Source organism: Paraglaciecola sp., from assembly GCF_051252315.1.
In the GTDB taxonomy this organism is placed as follows: domain Bacteria; phylum Pseudomonadota; class Gammaproteobacteria; order Enterobacterales; family Alteromonadaceae; genus Paraglaciecola.
On record NZ_JBPOFP010000054.1, the window covers coordinates 1 to 18,339 of the forward strand.

General features: G+C 38.0%; 11 protein-coding genes. 3 read left to right on the forward strand and 8 right to left on the reverse strand.

The window, feature by feature from the left end; translation table 11 throughout:
- Nucleotides 1–920 precede the first annotated feature (920 nt).
- The 5 genes from ACSHXM_RS12010 to ACSHXM_RS12030 all read right to left on the reverse strand — a co-directional run bounded on the left by ACSHXM_RS12010 (nt 921) and on the right by ACSHXM_RS12030 (nt 6,517).
- Nucleotides 921–2,195: a GGDEF domain-containing protein gene (locus ACSHXM_RS12010; protein ID WP_435689012.1), complete on the reverse strand. Its 1,275-nt coding sequence runs from the start codon at nt 2,193–2,195 to the stop codon at nt 921–923.
- A gap of 33 nt (nt 2,196–2,228) precedes the next feature.
- Nucleotides 2,229–3,032: a 3-keto-disaccharide hydrolase gene (locus tag ACSHXM_RS12015; protein ID WP_435689013.1), complete on the reverse strand. Its 804-nt coding sequence runs from the start codon at nt 3,030–3,032 to the stop codon at nt 2,229–2,231.
- A 44-nt stretch (nt 3,033–3,076) separates the two neighbouring features.
- Complete coding sequence (locus tag ACSHXM_RS12020) at nt 3,077–4,780, reverse strand: GMC oxidoreductase (RefSeq protein ID WP_435689014.1); 1,704 nt, start codon at nt 4,778–4,780, stop codon at nt 3,077–3,079.
- 39 nt (nt 4,781–4,819) lie between these two features.
- A complete protein-coding gene (locus ACSHXM_RS12025; protein ID WP_435689015.1) occupies nt 4,820–5,458 on the reverse strand; it encodes a gluconate 2-dehydrogenase subunit 3 family protein in 639 nt (212 codons plus the stop codon).
- Between the two features lie 216 nt (nt 5,459–5,674).
- Nucleotides 5,675–6,517: a substrate-binding periplasmic protein gene (locus tag ACSHXM_RS12030; RefSeq protein WP_435689016.1), complete on the reverse strand. Its 843-nt coding sequence runs from the start codon at nt 6,515–6,517 to the stop codon at nt 5,675–5,677.
- A 144-nt stretch (nt 6,518–6,661) separates the two neighbouring features.
- On the opposite strand from ACSHXM_RS12030, the gene ACSHXM_RS12035 reads away from it, so the two are divergent.
- The 3 genes from ACSHXM_RS12035 to ACSHXM_RS12045 all read left to right on the forward strand — a co-directional run bounded on the left by ACSHXM_RS12035 (nt 6,662) and on the right by ACSHXM_RS12045 (nt 8,930).
- Nucleotides 6,662–7,063 (forward strand): MerR family transcriptional regulator, encoded by a 402-nt coding sequence (locus tag ACSHXM_RS12035; RefSeq protein ID WP_435689017.1) that lies wholly within the window; start codon nt 6,662–6,664, stop codon nt 7,061–7,063.
- A gap of 1 nt (nt 7,064) precedes the next feature.
- Nucleotides 7,065–8,084, forward strand: a complete 1,020-nt coding sequence (locus ACSHXM_RS12040; protein WP_435689018.1) for an SO_0444 family Cu/Zn efflux transporter — start codon at nt 7,065–7,067, stop codon at nt 8,082–8,084.
- 147 nt (nt 8,085–8,231) lie between these two features.
- Nucleotides 8,232–8,930, forward strand: a complete 699-nt coding sequence (locus ACSHXM_RS12045) for a hypothetical protein (RefSeq protein ID WP_435689019.1) — start codon at nt 8,232–8,234, stop codon at nt 8,928–8,930.
- A gap of 199 nt (nt 8,931–9,129) precedes the next feature.
- On the opposite strand, the gene ACSHXM_RS12050 is transcribed toward ACSHXM_RS12045, so the two are convergent.
- The 3 genes from ACSHXM_RS12050 to ACSHXM_RS12060 all read right to left on the reverse strand — a co-directional run bounded on the left by ACSHXM_RS12050 (nt 9,130) and on the right by ACSHXM_RS12060 (nt 18,104).
- Nucleotides 9,130–11,376, reverse strand: coding sequence for an alginate lyase family protein (locus ACSHXM_RS12050; protein WP_435689020.1), 2,247 nt, complete (start codon nt 11,374–11,376; stop codon nt 9,130–9,132).
- A 178-nt stretch (nt 11,377–11,554) separates the two neighbouring features.
- Entirely contained in the window at nt 11,555–14,590 is a 3,036-nt protein-coding gene (locus tag ACSHXM_RS12055; protein WP_435689031.1) for a TonB-dependent receptor, read from the reverse strand.
- A gap of 469 nt (nt 14,591–15,059) precedes the next feature.
- Nucleotides 15,060–18,104: a TonB-dependent receptor gene (locus ACSHXM_RS12060; protein WP_435689021.1), complete on the reverse strand. Its 3,045-nt coding sequence runs from the start codon at nt 18,102–18,104 to the stop codon at nt 15,060–15,062.
- Nucleotides 18,105–18,339 lie beyond the last annotated feature (235 nt).

Genomic DNA, 18,339 nt, shown 5'->3' on the forward strand with positions numbered 1-18,339 from the left:
ATCTAGAGTTGTCTTAAAATATCTATACAGTCAAAACACTTAGGTTTATTTTATAAGTGTCATATTATCTTGTGGTGAAATTCAAGAGACTCATACAATTGAGATCAGCAAAATAATATTGGGTCACTTCATAAGTTTTTAAATTTGGAAGTTGAACCTTTTGTTTCATAATATTTGATGAATAACGTATGAGAACAAAAAATAGTAAAATTTAAATACTCCGAACAGTGTATTTTAAATTTTACATAAAGTTAAATATATTTTACTTGGAGTTGAATTTTTATGACTTTTTGAATCTTGAAGTAGACATTTAATGAATATTCTAAATTAAGAAATTTAATGTTTTTTGTTATCCAAAACTTTTTATATTGAAACAAGAGGCATTTAGAAATCTAGCTACTTATCATTTATCTAAGATCCAATATCTGAAATAACATAATTTAACGGTTAAAGATGTAATGCGACTACAACCATTAATCTTCAATAAAGGTATAAACCATTGCTTGATGGTAAACATTGCCTGTCTGCATTATTAATAATTATCACCTTGGTGATCTGGATTGCTAACGTTTATAGAAACTCGCGGTTTAAAGTAAGTAATATGAAAATGTCGAAGCCTAAAAATGAATAAACTTTCAAACTTAAACTTTGCATAACTTTTACTACGTTTAGCCGCTAAACATTTAATTACTAACTAATGATAACAATACATAAGTTAGCACCTACTAATTAAATATGAAAGGAATAAGAGTGTCAAATATAAAAAGTTATGAAATAGTTCGATGGTGTTTTTTTGTATGTGTGTACTTGCTTTCGGATTGTAGCTTTAAATATAAGGTGTTAAGTTTCAATTTAGTCTATGGGAGTCCTAGGTCTAGTCTTATTTAAATCTTTAATTATTTGAAAAGGTAATAGATGATTTAAATTACAACAGACTTGTTTCGGCCTGCACTTTTAGCTGTGTACACTGCTTCGTCTGCTTTTTTAAATGTCTCTTCAAAATTAGCTGGGTTTCCCATTTTGGCGACCCCTAAACTCGCCGTAACATATCCCTTTTTATCTTTGATGAGTGTTGCAGATTCAATTGCTATTCTTATTTTTTCTGCAAATGTCATTAAATGACTATCATCTAAGCAATGGAATAAAATGACAAATTCTTCTCCTCCCCATCGGGCGAATATATCATAAGAGCGCATACAACTATGTACGATTGACGCTAAGTCCTTCAGCACTTCATCACCTGTTAAGTGACCGAATTCGTCATTAATTTTCTTGAATAAATCTATATCTAATACAATTACAGCATACTGTGGTAACAGCCCCTGTTTATTGAGCTTTTCAATAATCTGAGTTAGGCCTTCTCTATTTAATATATTAGTTAACTTATCTGTTTCAGCTTTTTCTTTATAGATTTCACTTTGTTCTGCCATTCTCGATAATTTTTTTCCGTAATTACGTGACTTATTACGAAGTTGGATAAACTTGAGAAGAAATTCGCCTAATAATAAAGCTGTCCAAAATAATATTATTGAAAGATATAGGGCTTCTTTCTCAATATAATTCCCTACTGCTTTTAACGACTTTAATTGAAACGTATGACGCCCTAGAGGAGCAGGGTGAGGTATGTCTATACCCATTGCCACAACGGCGCTGACGTCTGGTTTTACATCAGACGGTGGAATATTGTAATCGTCAATCCACCAATCCGAGACTCTTAACTCATTAAAATAAATTGCAGTTTTCTGTTTAAAGATTGGAGAATACATAGTTACAGTATTAAATTTTCCACTTTGTAACATGTCTGGTTCAGTTGAGTGACGATAGTAATTGCGAAGAAATATTCTTAAATAAGTAGCGTCGCCTTGGTAATCCAAATCCATTTCTAAGTGTGAGTAGTTTGAAAAGTCGATTTTAAGAAATGGTCGCTTTGACCAAGTAATACTGATGTTGCAATAAGGGTATTCATATTGGTTCTTAAACGTACAAGCCCAATGATTAGTTTCTTTATTTACCCACTCGAATTCTGAGTTACCACCTACCACTTTATCTGTGGTTTCTTGTGACAACAATTCAGCATGAGGAACTAATTCTAGAGTACGTTTAGGTAGATAATCATAAAAGCCCACAAAGCCAACGGTAATGACAAAAGCCAATACTTTTAATTTGCCTAAATTGTCTAATGTCTTTTTAATCATAATTACACTTTGGGGCTAGTTATAGCTGGTTAACTAATCAAGTGGTTTAATTTTTATCACTCTAAATTGTGTAGGGTGTGTCTCTGCTTGTAGGGAAAAATGTCCTTTCGTAATTTTTAACGGATTACCTTCCGCTAACCATTTAGCACCATATTCATCTTTTGGATCAATTTGTAGTTCAGAGTATTCAAATACTAGCTCATCGTTAATAAAATGTTTAACTCTGCCATCAGCATAGACTTCCGCTTCAAACCAAACCCACTGGTCACCATGAAATGTTTTTGACGTTGATTTTATACAATGTTCAGTTTTTAATTCGCCATTTTGGATGATATTAGTACTGGGAGAGCAGAAATTACCAGTTGTGCGTGGATCTTTGCCATTTCCACCTAATAATTGTGATTCAGCAGAAATGGGAAAGGCTTGGTCGATTTCCATATACTCTGCTGGGGGAGAATGTAACATTACGCCATTATTGCGGTAAGCCCAAGAGAGTTTCGGATCATTGGTGACTTGCTCCCCAACAAAACGATATTCAATTCGTACTCTATAATTTGAATAAGACTCGTTGGTAAAAAGGTGCCCCATTCGATTGTCTTTAAATTCATCCCATTGATCATAAGATACGGTAAGTAACCCATCTTCTACTCTAAACGTATTATTAAAATTTTCCCCGGCTGGAAATCCTTTAAACTTAGGTGTCCACCCATCTAAATTTTTACCGTTAAATAGACTGACCCAACCATCGTTCTTGGATTCTTGTTTTACTGAGTTACATGCGGTCATGGTAAATACAACCAAAGAAGGAAATAGTAATTTTGAAATCGTTTTGTTCATTTTAATGATTTAACCCTAGTTGAAGAACGAATTGAAAAGACACCTTATATTACGCCGTCTTTAAATAATTTAGCCGCATGGTTAGCTGCACGTGCAGATAATGCCATGTAAGTGATAGAAGGGTTTTGACATCCACCTGAAGGCATACAAGCACCGTCGGTAATAAATAGATTGGGAACGTCGTGAGCTTGACACCATTCGTTTAATACTGATGTTTTAGGATCGCGCCCCATTCGTGCGGTACCCATTTCGTGAATACGGTTCCCTGGAGCCGTTAAGTTGACCTTGGCATCTGGGCCTTTGCTGATGTTGATAGCTCCGGCCGATTTTAACATTTCGTAGGCATCTTTCTGCGCTTCGCGCATCATGATTTTTTCATTTTCACCCATGGCACAGTCTATATGCGCTATAGGTAACCCCCACTTATCCTTTTTAGTTTTATGTAAAGTAACACGGTTATCTGGGTTAGGTAATACTTCGCCGAACGCATAAATGCCTACTCGCCATGAACCAGGTTTGCGATTAGCTGACTTAAAGTCTTTTCCGATGCCTGGACGATTTCCTGTCCAAGCGTCGCGTCGGCCACTCCCTTGAAAGCCAAATCCTCTTAAATAAGGTTTGTCTTGTTCTGTGATGTTGGCGTAACGGGGAATATAGATCCCGCCTGGTCTGCGTCCATAATAGTAATCGTCTTCAAATCCTTCAAACTCACCACTAGCGCCTGCACCACTTACGTGATCCATTAGATTACGTCCAACCTGATCTGAACTATTCGCTAATCCATTTGGAAAGGCATCTGATTTTGATTGGAGCAAAATCATAGAAGTAGCGATAGTAGAGGCATTTAAAAACACTACTCGAGCAGTATAGGTTGTCACTTTATTAGTTTGAGCATCAATAACCTTAACGCCAGATACACGCTTTTTGTCAGCATCGTAGTCTAATGAATGGACAATCGCATTATTGACTATAGTGCAGTTTCCCGTGCGCATTGCTGCTGGTAGTGTTGCGTGATTAGATGAAAAATAAGCACCGAAACTACAACCTCTATTACAATGATTCCGAACTTGGCAAGGTCCACGACCCAAAGCCATTTGTTCTTCGGTAGGTTTAGTAAGGTGGGCTACCCTGGCTTGGATCACATTTCGAGTTGGATAACTTTTTTCTAAGTTAGTTTTAAACTTTTCTTCTGCGCAAGTTAAATCAAAAGCAGGCTGATAAACGCCGTCTGGTAATTGTTTTAGTCCATCATTATTGCCAGCAACACCTGCAAATTTCTCTACATAGTCGTACCAAGGTGCAAGATCTTCATATCTAATAGGCCAATCAGTACCATGCCCATCTTTTTTATTTGCTTCGAAATCTTGTGGTCCGAGTCGGTAAGATTGACGACTCCATAATAAAGAGCGTCCTCCTGTATGATAGCCTCGTAACCATTCGTAAGGTTTATCTTCTGGCGTGTGGTAAGGATGTTCGCTGTCTTTTACCCAAAAGTGTTTAGTACTATTGCGCATGGCATAACGAACGCCTTTATATTGAACTGGATAGTGTTCTTTTACTTCATCTTCTGGAATTTGATCTAGGTTGGCTTTATCCCATGGTGATACAAAATCTGCGTAATCTTTGCTTGGTTCAATTTTAGCACCTCGCTCCAGTACCAAAACGTTTAATCCCTTTTCTGCTAATTCTTTCGCACTCCAGCCACCACTCATACCTGAGCCAACTACGATTGCATCATATTCTGTCATTCTGAAAACCTTTGAATTATATTGATTATTCTTTAATTTTTACGCAGCCCACGTACGGCCAATTTTTTCGAAAGGAACACACGCTTCCCAACGGCCAGGGACTAATTCGTATCTTAATTCTTTCGTCGCACCTTCTTCTGACAAATAGTAAAATTGAGCGATGAGTGATTTAACTGAACGATAACCCCAAGATTCATTCTTCTTGTTAGAAAAAGCTTGTTGATCGTAATTTGATAACACTTCTATTTGTTTATCTTCTGAAGCAACTAAAAAATCAGAACCCAAGACATTATTGAGCTCTTTACTTAATTTCGATACCACATTGCTGTGTTTTTCTTTTGATTCAGATGATGCCCATTCAGCATGTAAAGTATCCATCATAGTTGGAACACCAACGGCTACGGCACCTAAAGTATCGGTATCTGGAATAATTAAGTTGGCCAAAATAGTTATTAACTTAAATTGTTCTTGGCTGTAAAACTTTAAATTAGAAGCTCCGGAAGAAGTGGTGGTTGAAGGGTTAGTGACGGATTTTTCAAAGTTATCCACGCAGCCTAACGTGCTCATTACCCCAACAGATGCCATGATCCCGACTAACAGCTCTCGTCTAGTTAAGCTCGTTTCATTTTTTTCTGGGAGTGACTGACTATTTTTTTTATGTGTGGCGTTGTTTTGCATGAGATGCCTTCAGGATGTAATTTATATTGTTATGAATACATATTTTTAATTGTATACAAAACGTTAACATTAATTATCTATAGCTAAAAAGCAAGAGAACAATTGTTTTTTATCATTTTGTAATATGAAAATTTGCCTGTCAGTAATAAGCGTGTCGTGTCTTATAAAGAGAAAGACACCTAAATTTAGGTGCCTTTTAACAGAGCCAAATCTAAATCATTGATTGTATTTATTAATTAAGGATTCAAATTGAGGGCCACTTTTAACAGACTCGAGTTGTTGATTAAATTGCTCTAGTTGAGAGTCAGAAAAATTACCTTTAGCAAACATGACGTATACTTCGCCTGTTTCAATCGTTAATTTATGAGGCGTTATTCGATTAGACAATGCTTTTCGACGTAATAACGAAGCACCAACAAAACTGTCCTCAATAAACACATCAATGTCATTGTCTAATAACCTTGCCACATTTAACTCGCCCATTATCGCATTAACAAATGATTTAGATGTAACAAGACCCTCTAATAACATGGCAATTTGCGGCCCGTAATAATAATCCTCAACAATACCAATACGACTATTACTTGATATAAAACTATCGATCGACTCAAATGCCTTACGCTTATTATCGCTATTCCTAATGTACAAAGAAAACTGTTCTGTACGATAAGCTGAGCTGAAAGACGCGTATTGTTCTCTGGCTTTAGTTTTAGATGCACCCAATAACATATCGATTTTACCAGCCTTAAGGTAATTTAATAATTCTACCCATGTTCCTTGCTGATACGTAATGTTACAACCAATTTTATTGGTCACTAGAGTGATGAGCTCTATATCTAAACCTGTCACCTTTCCCCCAACATCTGCATATTGGTAGGGCTCCCAAGCATCAAAACCTAAAGTAAGGTTGCAGTTGGAGCTGTTAATGTTTGCAGATAAAGTTGGATTGGTTTGTGAATTTAGTGTGGAGCTTGATTGTTCTTTAGTTTTTGTCGCAGGGTCACACGCGACTAAACCGAAAGTAAATAAAACGAGTAACAGTAAACGGCGTATTTTCATAATGTAAAGCCTCTTTAAAGTTCATACTAAGTGTAAGCTACAATTTAAATTTTGCTAAACTAGTTGACCTTAGACTTTACTCTAAGGTTTAGAATTAGATTTATGGAATAGCGTGTAGTGACCTTAAAACAAGATTGAGAAAAAATGAAAATCAGTGAACTTGAAAAGCGTTCTGGGATCAATGCCCACACGTTGAGATATTATGAAAAATCAGGATTGTTAAAAGCTTCAATGCGAAGTGACAAAAACTATAGAATATATTCTGAAGAAGATTTAGTGGCTGCTTTGTTTATTCAGCACTGCAAAAAATGCGGTTTTTCATTGTCAGAGACTGCCGCTTTATTGGCAATTAAACATGACAAAAGTCAACATGTGTGTGCTGAGGCAAAGCAAATAACAGTACATAAACTTGAAGACATTACGAGTCAGATAAGTCGACTACAAGAAATGAAACGGACATTAACTCAATTGCAGGAGTATTGCTGTGGTGGCCAAGAAAGTGCTGAATTTTGTTCAATTATTTCAATGTTAGAAGCAGGTAATTAGTATGGAGTTAGGATCCAGTTTTATTAATCTATTTATGGAGTCGGCCCCTTATTTATTGCTAGGTATGTGGGTGGCGGGATTGATAAATCAATTTGTTCCCAAAACATGGGTCAATAAAACGCTAGGTAGCGGCAGTTCAGTGATAACCGCAGCTTTAATTGGTGCCCCTCTACCTTTGTGTTCTTGTTCTGTCATACCCGTTGCGATGGGCATTAGGAGAAGTGGAGCAAGCAAAGCCAGTACTGCAAGTTTTTTGGTAGCCACTCCAGAAACGGGCGTTGACTCTCTTGGGATTACTTACGCTCTGATGGGGCCCATCATGACAATTGCTAGGCCTATAGCGGCTATTTTCTCAGCAATTTTTACCGGCATGTTAATCGCTATTTTTGGAACTGATGAAAACAAACAGGTTCCTGTTCAATCTGACTCGCCCAAAAAATCTTGTTGTGGACATAAGCAGCCTAAACCTAATTCTTTTGCGCAAAAATTAAGAGCTTCTTTTGAGTTTGGTTTTGGCCAATTGTTACGTGATTTTATGGTGTGGTTTTTAATTGGTATTGGTTTTGCGGCATTAATAACAACCTATGTGCCGGAAAACTTTATTACTGACTATGCCCAAGGAATTGGTGCAATGTTACTCGTGGTGCTTGTTTCAATTCCCATGTACATATGTGCGACGGCCTCAACTCCTGTCGCTGTTGGACTTTTAATGTCTGGCATTACACCGGGTGCTGCTTTAGTGTTTATGTTAACCGGCCCTGCAACCAATATTGCCACGCTGATGGTAATAAAAAATGAATTGGGCAAACGAGAATTATTGATTTATCTTATTGGCATCATTATGAGTGCCTTAAGCATAGGGTTGCTTCTAGATTATTTATTTGATCTATTTGACTGGCAACTTAATTTAACTCATGGACAACATTCTGAAATGTTGGGTATTTTGTATCAAGCCTGTGCTTGGGTATTAGCTGGATTGATTGTATTTCAGATAATAAAACAGTTAGGCCTAAAAAAGTAAGTTGATGGTAATTACTTAAAAAACTATATAACCTTCATTTAAATAGTTTTTGAAATCGAATAACACTTAATGAACTTAACTGTCCGTAAGCATTGTTTTATATTCAAGTGTTTGCTTTTAAGTATTGCTCTTGGGCTTATTACAATAGTGAATGCTCAGCAGGTAAATAAATCATCTCCAATCCGAATGTCTGCTTTGAGTTTTCCTGGTGTGGTGCAAATTAATCACACAGGACTCTTCGATTTACTAGTTGAGCATGTGAATAGTCGAGCTGGGATTGATATGGATTACCAAGTATTAGTTCCCGCACGGGGTGCTAGGAAATTTTATGACCATGAAGCTGATTGTATTATTCCAGGAACCTTGTTGGATGCCTATTATGAAGGCTATGACGTGATCTCTACAAATAGCTTTGAAACAGTGGAATTTGTGGCATTTACAAAATCACCTACTCCTAGGGTTGTTAATAAAGACCAGTTGGAAGGAAAAGTCATTGGAATTATCCGTGATGAAGGTAAATGGAATTTAAAAAAGCGATTACGTATCTCCAATGCAAAGTACATTGAATTAGTCGATATAAGATCATTGCTTGGCATGTTAACCAAAGGGCGAATTGATGCAATAGTGCATGATGTCACTATTGTTTCTTCGGCAATTGAACACTTTAATGTTGAAAATATAGTATACGATATTAATTCTCCTATTCTTGTGGATGACTTAGGTATTGTGTGTCATAGAAGTAGTGATACCTCTGAATATATTCGAAAATTTAATATAGAGCTTAAGGAGATACTAGAAGGGGATGGACTCGTTCCTTTTTACCGTAAAGTGAAAATCGAACATTGATTAATTTTATCTACATTAGCAAGCGTTATTTAGGTAAATAAAGAAGCAAGTGAAAGTCACACCGCAATAATAATCGCCCAGTATAATTTTGTTTCTAATTACCCCCAAGTGTGGGTTAATTAAATAGCATCCTAAATAGTTTTTAGATAAAAAAAGCCAGTGATTTTATAACTGGCTTTTTGGTATGGACTTACAGAGGTTATTTGTTAATAAATAGGTAAGGACCCGTCCATTTATAGGATTTATTATCTATTTTTAATTGGTGTTGCTGCGACGTCGAAGCATTTTTATTGGCTACTATAAACTGATTTGAATTGCCTTTAATGTCTTTAATAACAACCGCCGTATAGTCTTCACTGTCGTGGACAACTGTTAGCTGAGCAATGTTACTATTTGAATTTAAAGATAATTCTGACACGGGGCTATAACTACCGTGAGGTTCAACAACAGATACAAAACTTGTGTTGTCACTGTCTGGTCGTCGGATCATTAATGCGGCATCTCTGCGCAAATTAAACTCAGGATCATTGGCCCCTAATCGTGTGAGTAATAATTCGTCAGTAGGATTTGTTACTGTTGTTAATGTGTAATATTTACCCTCGTTTAACCAAGAAAACTGAGTGCTGTTAGTTGAAGGTTTGCCTTTACCTTCTAGGTATAAATGTTGGTAACCATTTTTATCGCCTAACGGGTGTAAGCTTTTTGGCGACTCATATTCAAAGTTTTGGCTAAGAACTTGCCCCATAAAATAGAAAGGTAAGTCGTATTCATGTTTAGCGTCAGCGTTTACTTTTAAAATATCTAACAAGTATGGCTTGTCAAAACCGTCACTTTTAATAAGCACCATGGTGCGGTGCATGTCAGTGCCAGGGTAGGCATTAGTTTCGGTAGCGCTCACAATTTGGACATTGTCATCAGTTACTTGATAAAAATGTAGTTCAGAATGATGTTTGCTGGCGAGCTTATACTTTCCACCAAAATGCATTTGGCCATCTTGTGACAAGGTGTTGTGCGCAATGGTGGTTTTAGCCCAGGTTTTATTTTCCTTTAAATAGTTACCACCACCTTTTTGGCCAATATTCACAAAACGGGCTAGGCCGTAATCTTGAATGACTTCATCGCCTTTTTCATATAAAGAATAAGACAATTTGTCATAATGTCCGTGGCTGAGTCCTTGAGCTGCATATTTAAATACTAAGGTTAAATCTTCATTTCCTTGACGAAGTACTGCGACTCCACCTTGTTTACCATTTTGTCCATCGCTCAAGTTAATAGAATTTTTCACAAATGGTTGGGTTTTACCATCTCGGATACCTATGGCTACAGATAAGCCTGATTCGTTTAGTAATACCTTGTTTTGTTTTTCAGCAATACTGAGTAATTGTGGGTTTTGTTCACCATAGTGATACGCCACATCTACCGCAGTCACTAAAGATGCAGTGAAATAAGACATGCCTTTTTGCCCGTCATTTAATGGAAAAAACTCTCCATCGGCATCTGTTAGGTTAAGTAAGGCGTTAACTCCTTTTAGCAACACATTATCTTTATGTTCGAATACTTTCATTTCAGGTTTTACGTTGTGCATACCTAAAGCAAAAATTAAAAATGGATACATAGCATAACGCTGGTAATAAGGGCCTTCAGTGTAATATCCATCAGGTGAAAAAGGGTCTTCTAGGTTAGCCAAAAAGCCTTTTTTCTGTCCTGCTACTTTAATCGTTCCGCCATCGTTGTCGATACCACCTATCGGTAAGCCGTCGTCTTCGATGCCATATAAAGCTCGGTCTAATAATTCTTTATCATCCATAACCAAAGCAATCATGCCTACAGCTGCATTGCCCCAAGTACTATGGTTATGAATACGATTATAAAATTTGGGATTTTGAATAGAGATAAAATCTGCAAAGGGACGGAATAAATTATTTTCTAATTTTTCACGTTCTTGTTCAGTCAAGGTGTCGTAAATAGCATCATATGCTTGGCTCATGTATACCAACCAGTTGCTATCGTTCAGGCACTGCCAAAAAAGCTTTCCTCGTGCATAAGAACGCTCTTGTGGGTGAATAGGTAAGTTTTTATACATGGCTTCGTATTGGAAGAGCATGTCTTTAATATAGGTGGCATATTTTTCATCTTGTAAAATTTGATATAAAGCGCCAGCTTTTTGCGCGATCACAAAATTTAGTTTGTGTCTTTGATGAGTATAACCACCGGAAAAATCTTTAGGGATTGGTGTATCTATGCCCAAGTTAATTTCTTTATCAACTTGTTGTTTTACTTGTTGAACAGAGGCATCAAACAAAGGTACTTTTCCTAAGTTTTTCCTCATTTTTTCTACACCTGCTTTAGTCATAATCAAGTTTGGGTGCGATTGAGACTGAGCGTAAAAAGAGATATTCAGTATTGAAGCCGTTAATAATATGGCGGCAATTTTAATTTTTTTCATCGGCAGTAGCTCCTGCTCATTAAATTAGTAACCTATTAGCTTAAGCACTTCATACCAAGAAATACTCGTTTGGTTACAACTTAATATTTTTGATGTTTAAACAAGAACCCCAGCTTATAGCTGGGGTTCAATTATTGACGCAATAATAAGTCTATCGATTGATAAAAATTATCAATTCTTAGAACTTATAGCTAGCACCTAATGTTACACGGCGGTCAGGAAGACCAACGAAACATAATAATGCATTTTCTGCTACACAGTACTGGTCGATACGTTCTTCCGTTAAGTTAACAGCTTCAATGCCAATGTTTAATTGCTCGTTTACATCATATGTAACACTTGCATTTAACTGGCCTCTGTCTGCTGTCACAACTGGGAAGCTCAATGTACTACTACCACTGGTGTTAGCACCGCCACCAAAATCTTGAGTACGGAACGCTTCACGCCATGTGTAACGCATACGAGCAGAAAGACCAAATTTCTCATAATACACAGTAAAGTTATACGCGTTTTCAGAGAAGTCTAATAAGCCTCGGTCAATACACACATCTGGACCTAGTACATTCTCACCACGCCCTGAAGTACAATCTTCAACCGAACCACCTTTGTACTCTTGGATAGTGTAGTTAGCCAACATACCAAAACCTGAAGCCCAACCTAAATCATCTTCAAAGCTAGATAGGTCATACTGGAACGCCATTTCGATACCAGTTTGAGTTGTGGTATCCGGATCATTACCAGGAGTAGATTTATCTACACAAAGACCAAGTCTTTCTGGGTTACCTAGTACGTTAGGTACTACAATCGGGTTGTAGAAACCGCCGCCAGGACATGAAGCATCAGTTTCACGGTTGAATCCACCTTCGCCATTCGGGCTAAGTGCTGCACCTTCAAAATCGACACCGAAGATATTAGTACGGTCTTTCTTAAAGTAACCAATACTCGCTACTGCAGCTTCTGCGAAGTACCATTCAACACTAATATCGAATGAATCTACTTCTTCTGGCTCTAGACCAGGGTTACCTAGAGAAACAGCTGAGTTTTCGCTGGTATCTAGTGAATAACCACTAGCTAATTGGTTGAAACCTGGACGTCTTACGTCAGTACCGTAACCCATACGAACAACAACGTCGTCATGTGGAGTGATTACTAAGTTCAAACGAGGTAGTAAGAAGTCATAACTACCACTAGTTGTCTCTAAAGTCTCGTTAGGGCCATAACCAGTTGAATCAACTTCAGTTTCGATATAACGAACACCGATATTACCGCGTATCATATCGTTAAGCTCAAAGTTAGCTTGAGCATAAAGCGCTGTGGTTTCTTCAGAAATGTCTCTAAATGCAGAGTTACTTGCACGAACGTTTAGAATATCTGGATTAGCATCGTGAGCTACTACTGCAGCTTGTAGCTTGTCTATTACACCTTGGCGGTCAGAAAATGACTGCTCTGGGTCTAGTAATAGGAAGTTGGCAATAAATAAGTCTCTGCCATCTGCATCACCATAATTGCTAGGTCCTGGAACCAATAAATCAGCAAACATCGAACCATTCGGGCTATCAGGCATACGACTGAATCCACCGATGTTGTCACCGATATCTTGGAATGTATGTTGTGACTTGTTGTAGCGGAAACCAAAGTCTACTGTGTCAATAAACTCTAAAGCGTCTACAAAATATTCGAAGTCTACACGGAACGCGTCTTCAGAGTTTTCGTTGGTATTGTTCTCAACGATAACTTGATCTAAAGCCATGTTAGCAGGATTAGTTAAATCAGCTACAGATGGTGCATAAGGTGAATTAAAGTTAATGCCGAACGCTAATGTGCCGCCTGTTAAATCATAAGTAAATGGCGTAGCGTTATCATTATAGATATAACTATTACCAGCATTACCACCATCAAGTGATGCCGCCGCGTCAGCAACAGTTACAATACCGTCCATAAGAGGCACTCGACCAATACGACTATTACTATCGTTTCTTACTTCTACTACTAGTGGTGCATTAGGGTTAATAAAGTTAACCGTAGTACTCAAGTTTGGCGTTGAAGAATCAGAGCTTGAAGAAGAAATTTCTGCACTGACTTTAAGGTTTTCACCTTGCCATTCACCGCCTAGGATAAATACTTCACTTTTAGTTACACGGGCATTAGTATCGCTAGAAAAACGTAAGTTACCGTCACTTGGGTTTACACTACCGTCAAATACTGGTTCTAGATTACCTCTAACTGCAGCTTGCTTACTGCCAATGTTTGTTCCATTTACTGTGCCGTAGTTAACCGTTTCAAAATCAGAAGGAATGGCAACTGTTCTTAGGTTACTGATACCAGAAGCTTGAAGTCTGTATGAATCTCTAGAACGTTCCTGATCATTAATAATGGCATCAAAGTGGAACTTTAAGTCATCGTTAGGTGCCCATTCAAAAGTGGTTGCGATGTTTAATGTTTCATAATCATCATTTTCTTGTTCTTGAACTAAGAACTGAATGCCTTGATATTCTGGAACGCCGTCAACATTAACTAAGTTATCACGGTCAGTACGAGGGCGGAATGAAACCGCTTCTTGCTCAGTGTAACTACCACTAATAACAAAACCGAATTTACCTGCGTCTGATTCCCAGTTGTCGCCGAACGCACCTGAGAAACGAGGAGTTGCGCTTTCAGAACTTAGGCTGCTGTCTTCAAGTTGAACACGAACTTGGCCTAATGTTTCAGATAATTCAAGAGGGCGGATAGTACGTAGGTTAACTGTACCACCTACAGAGCCTTCAATAGTTTTAGCATCAGGTGCTTTAGTCACTTCTACAGAAGAGATAATGGAAGCATTCACATCTTCGAAACTGATACCGCTACGACCTGAACCAGCACCTACTGTAGATACACCGTTAATTTCAACACGGTTAGCGCTAGTACCACGAATCTGTACACCTGTACCGATACCAGCAGTACGTGTAATTTGGATACCTGTAATATTTTCTAATACCTCAGCTAAGTTTTGGTCAGGTAGCTTACCAACATCATCTGCTTGAATAATTTCAACCAAATTAGTGGCTTCTCGTTTTTCCATTAGTGCACTAGTTAGTGATGCTCTAATTCCTGAAATTTCGATAACTTCTGTATCGTCAGCTTCAGGGGCTTCTTGAGCTGATGTGATTGGCGACGCCAACATAGCTAACATTGCAGTGCTGCATAAAGCCGCTTTGCTTTTACTGCTTTTCATCACGCGTGTAATTTTATTAAATTGAGTGTTCATGTGGTTTTTGATTCCTCATTTCTTTTGGTTTGTTTTTTTTGGTAATACCAATTTTATTGTTGTAGTAGGGTTTGGTATTGTTATAGATATAACCAATTCTTTGTTGGTTTGTCAAATAAATGTTACAGAAAGTTTTACTATGTAAACATATTGAAACTTATTTGTTTGAAGTGTTCGCCCTGTTTAATGGGGTTTTCTCGTGATATCTGCAATTGTGGCTATGTCTTTATTAGCAATTGGTAATACCAATGGTTATGTGTTCGTGTGTCAAATTTTAAAGAAGTAAATTTGATTTGTTGTCCAGCACCCATACTCAATTGGTACGTTTCATTATGAAATGATGGGTGTTAAAAGTGCTTGTTTAATAATGAGGCCTTATAAACAAAAAAATCCGATAGGGGTAAGCCCATCGGATTTTATTTGATTGTTTTTTGTTTTAGAACTTAGCGCGAACACCAACTGTCATACGACGGTCAGCTTCGTGATAACGCCAAACACTACCAAGCTCTGTAGAGAACTTAATCGGTTCTCCAGTCAGGTTGTTAATGTTAGTGACTAAAGTGATATCTTCAGTTACATCCCAGCTAGCAGAAAAATCAAACTGACCACGGTCATCTTGATAATTATTTCCAGCCGTCGCATCAAATACAGGAGACGTCTCGTCATTCGTACCGCTATTTAACGCTAACGCGCCAATAGTCGCTACACGAGTTTCTTCCTGAGTAGATAAAAAGCGAGAACGATAGTTATAAGCTAAACGTACCTGAAACTCTTCATTTTCCCAGTACACTTGACCGTTAAAGGTGTCTCTAGATATGTTTAACAGCACGTTACCATCTGGTTGTTCACTATCAGAGTATGTGTAGTTAGCACTCAAACCAAAGCCTGGTAAAAAATCAAAACCTTGCTGAATTGAAGCTTCAAAACCTTGAACCGTTCCGTTTTCACCATTTGAAGACCTAGCAGTATTGACACCTGTCAGTCCTGCATCTCTTCTGATCCTAGTGGCTTCAAAACCTGCGGTGTCTATATCTGCTTCTCCAGCAAAATCTGCTTGAGTAGCGAAAACAAGATTAGAGTTGTCTACGCCTACTGCATCAAGATGACAGATAGTTTCCCACTCTGTTACCTGTTGAACGCCAGCTTGTGAATTTGCTAAACAAACGTTTGTACTCTTAATGAAAGACTTCACATCTTTGTGGAAAATGGCAAATGAAGCCACATTTCCTTCACCGTAATAGTGCTCTAGTGATACATCAAACTGAGTTGCTCGATAGGGTTCAAGAGACGCAGAACCTGAGGTACCCGTTGTTAATGCATTACTAATTGCAATCGCTGGGCTTAATTGTGCGTAATCGGCTCTACGCATAACTTTTGCACCAGCAAAACGTAGCTGTGTTTCGTCTGAAATAGAGTAACTCACATTAATACTTGGTAAAAAGTCATTGTAAGACACATCTTCTGAAGTCAGTTCACCAGCGTTATAATATTTTGCAGTAAGGTCTGTTTTAATATAACGGCCACCAACAATAGCGGTAAGCTCATCAAAATCTAATCCTGCTGAGATATACACAGCTTGAGTGTCTTCAATGATATTGTTGTAAGCACCTTCTTGTAGAACTTGGTTGTCAGCTAAACTGCCAGTGGTTGCAAAATTTGTCCCTGCGAGCATCTGTTGAATTCTTGCAAAAGACCCCTGTGCATCAGCTAATAAATCACCGCGGTAGGTGCGGTAAGTGTCTAGATCATATTGGCCTGAATGGCCTGTTTGACTAAACTCATTGTTGTGGTTATAAGTTTGGAATGTACCAGGGAACATAGCCTCAAACTGATCCATCCATACTACGTAAGGTGCTTCGTTTGCTGTGTCAGGGTCGGTGTAAACTTGTCTGTAAAGGTTATCAGCTCTGTAACGCTTACGGCTAAACTCAAAATCATTTTGAGTAGCACGAACACCGGCTTTCAAAGAAGAGATAAAATCTAAGCCAAACACTTCAGAGGTTTCTATATCAAAACGTACTGCAGTTTCGTCATTATTTGTACGGTCATCGTCACTGTAAAAGGCACGTATAGCTAAGTTCTCTGGGCTTAACAACGTTTGTGAGTCAGAATAAATTACGCTAGGAAGTTGGTCACCTGTGCTAAACATGCTCACATCAGTATTGTGACGACAAGCAAATTCGCCACGACATTCAGTGTCATAAGCGTTGTTACGATTTCCTACCCATTCAGACGGATCATACTGCGCCGCCCATTCATTCCAATTAGTATGGTTAAGTGGACGTAAATTTAGTTCTGAAGCGGGAGCTGAGCTCTCTGATGAGGCAACAGAAATTTCCCCCGACACTTTAGTTGTATTGGTTAATTGCCAATCACCGCCTAGCGCATGAGAAATAGCTTTGGTTTTACGAAAGGTACTCCATGTTTTTGGAATGGTAAACGCGTTTGCTAACGTATAATTATCTACTTGGCCATTAGCGTCTTGGGTTGAATTCGCGTTATATACTCTGCTACCACCTACATCAAGAATTGAGTTTCCTGCTTGTGAGCCATCTCGTTCTGTTGAACTTAGGTCTAAATAAACATTACCGTCACCAGAAGCTGGTGCCCATTGCATTGATACGTTAAAAGCTGTGCGTTCACGTACTTCTACATATTGATCTTGAGTGTTTTGTTCTCTGACTGCATACATGCCACTTGGTGTATTTCCTCCACCCTGTGGTCCAGCTCCGCCTGCGTCTTCATCATATAACCTGACTCGATTGTAAAACTCATCTTGACGAATTTCACGATCTTGGTATGACATCATGGCTATAATACCAAACTTTCCTGACTCTCCTAGATCCCAGTTAGTACCTACTGAACCGTTAAATATAGGAGCAACATTTTCTGTCTTATCAGCATATTCAAGATCTAAAGACGTGGCTGCAGTAAATTCTTTCAAATCTAAAGGGCGAACAGTCTCCATGCTTACCGTGCCACCTAATGCACCTTCTATCATGTCGGCAGTCGGGGATTTAACGACTGATACAGACTTCAAAAAGCTGGAAGGAAAATCTTCTAGGCTTACACCATCTCGTGAGTCACCTACAGTAGAGCGGCCATTAATTTCTACTCTATTTTGAGGTAATCCACGAATAGAAACGCTGGTGCCTACACCAAAATCTGAACTAATGGATACACCAGCGATACGTTGTAACGCTTCTGCAATATTGTTGTCGGGTAACTTACCAATGTCTTCTGCCACAATTGCATCAACGATTCGTCCATCAAAACGTTTAAGGCGAGCGGCTTCTGCCAAGCTGCCTGCAATGCCACTGACTTGAATAACTTCGACTTGGTTTTCTTGTGCGTCTTCTTGCCCATGTGCAGGTGACGCTAATAAAGTGGCTATTGCAGTACTTAAAATTATGTTGTGAGCATTATATTTAAGATTTGGTTGTTTAATCGCACTGCAAATTTTATTTAGTTTTCTATTCATGTGTTTGTGATTTCCATTCTATTTTTATTGGTATTACCAATGTGTATTATTGTGAGTTAGTCCTTTGCTGCACTTTGATCTAACCAATTTGTTTGGTTTGTGTCAATAGGTTGTTAATAATATATGAAAATAATAATTCTTTAATATTTTGAAATATTTATTCTTATTTTTATTTTCTTATCTTTTTGTTTTTTAACGTATTTTTGGGTGTGTGTTCAATGGTTTTTATTGACGT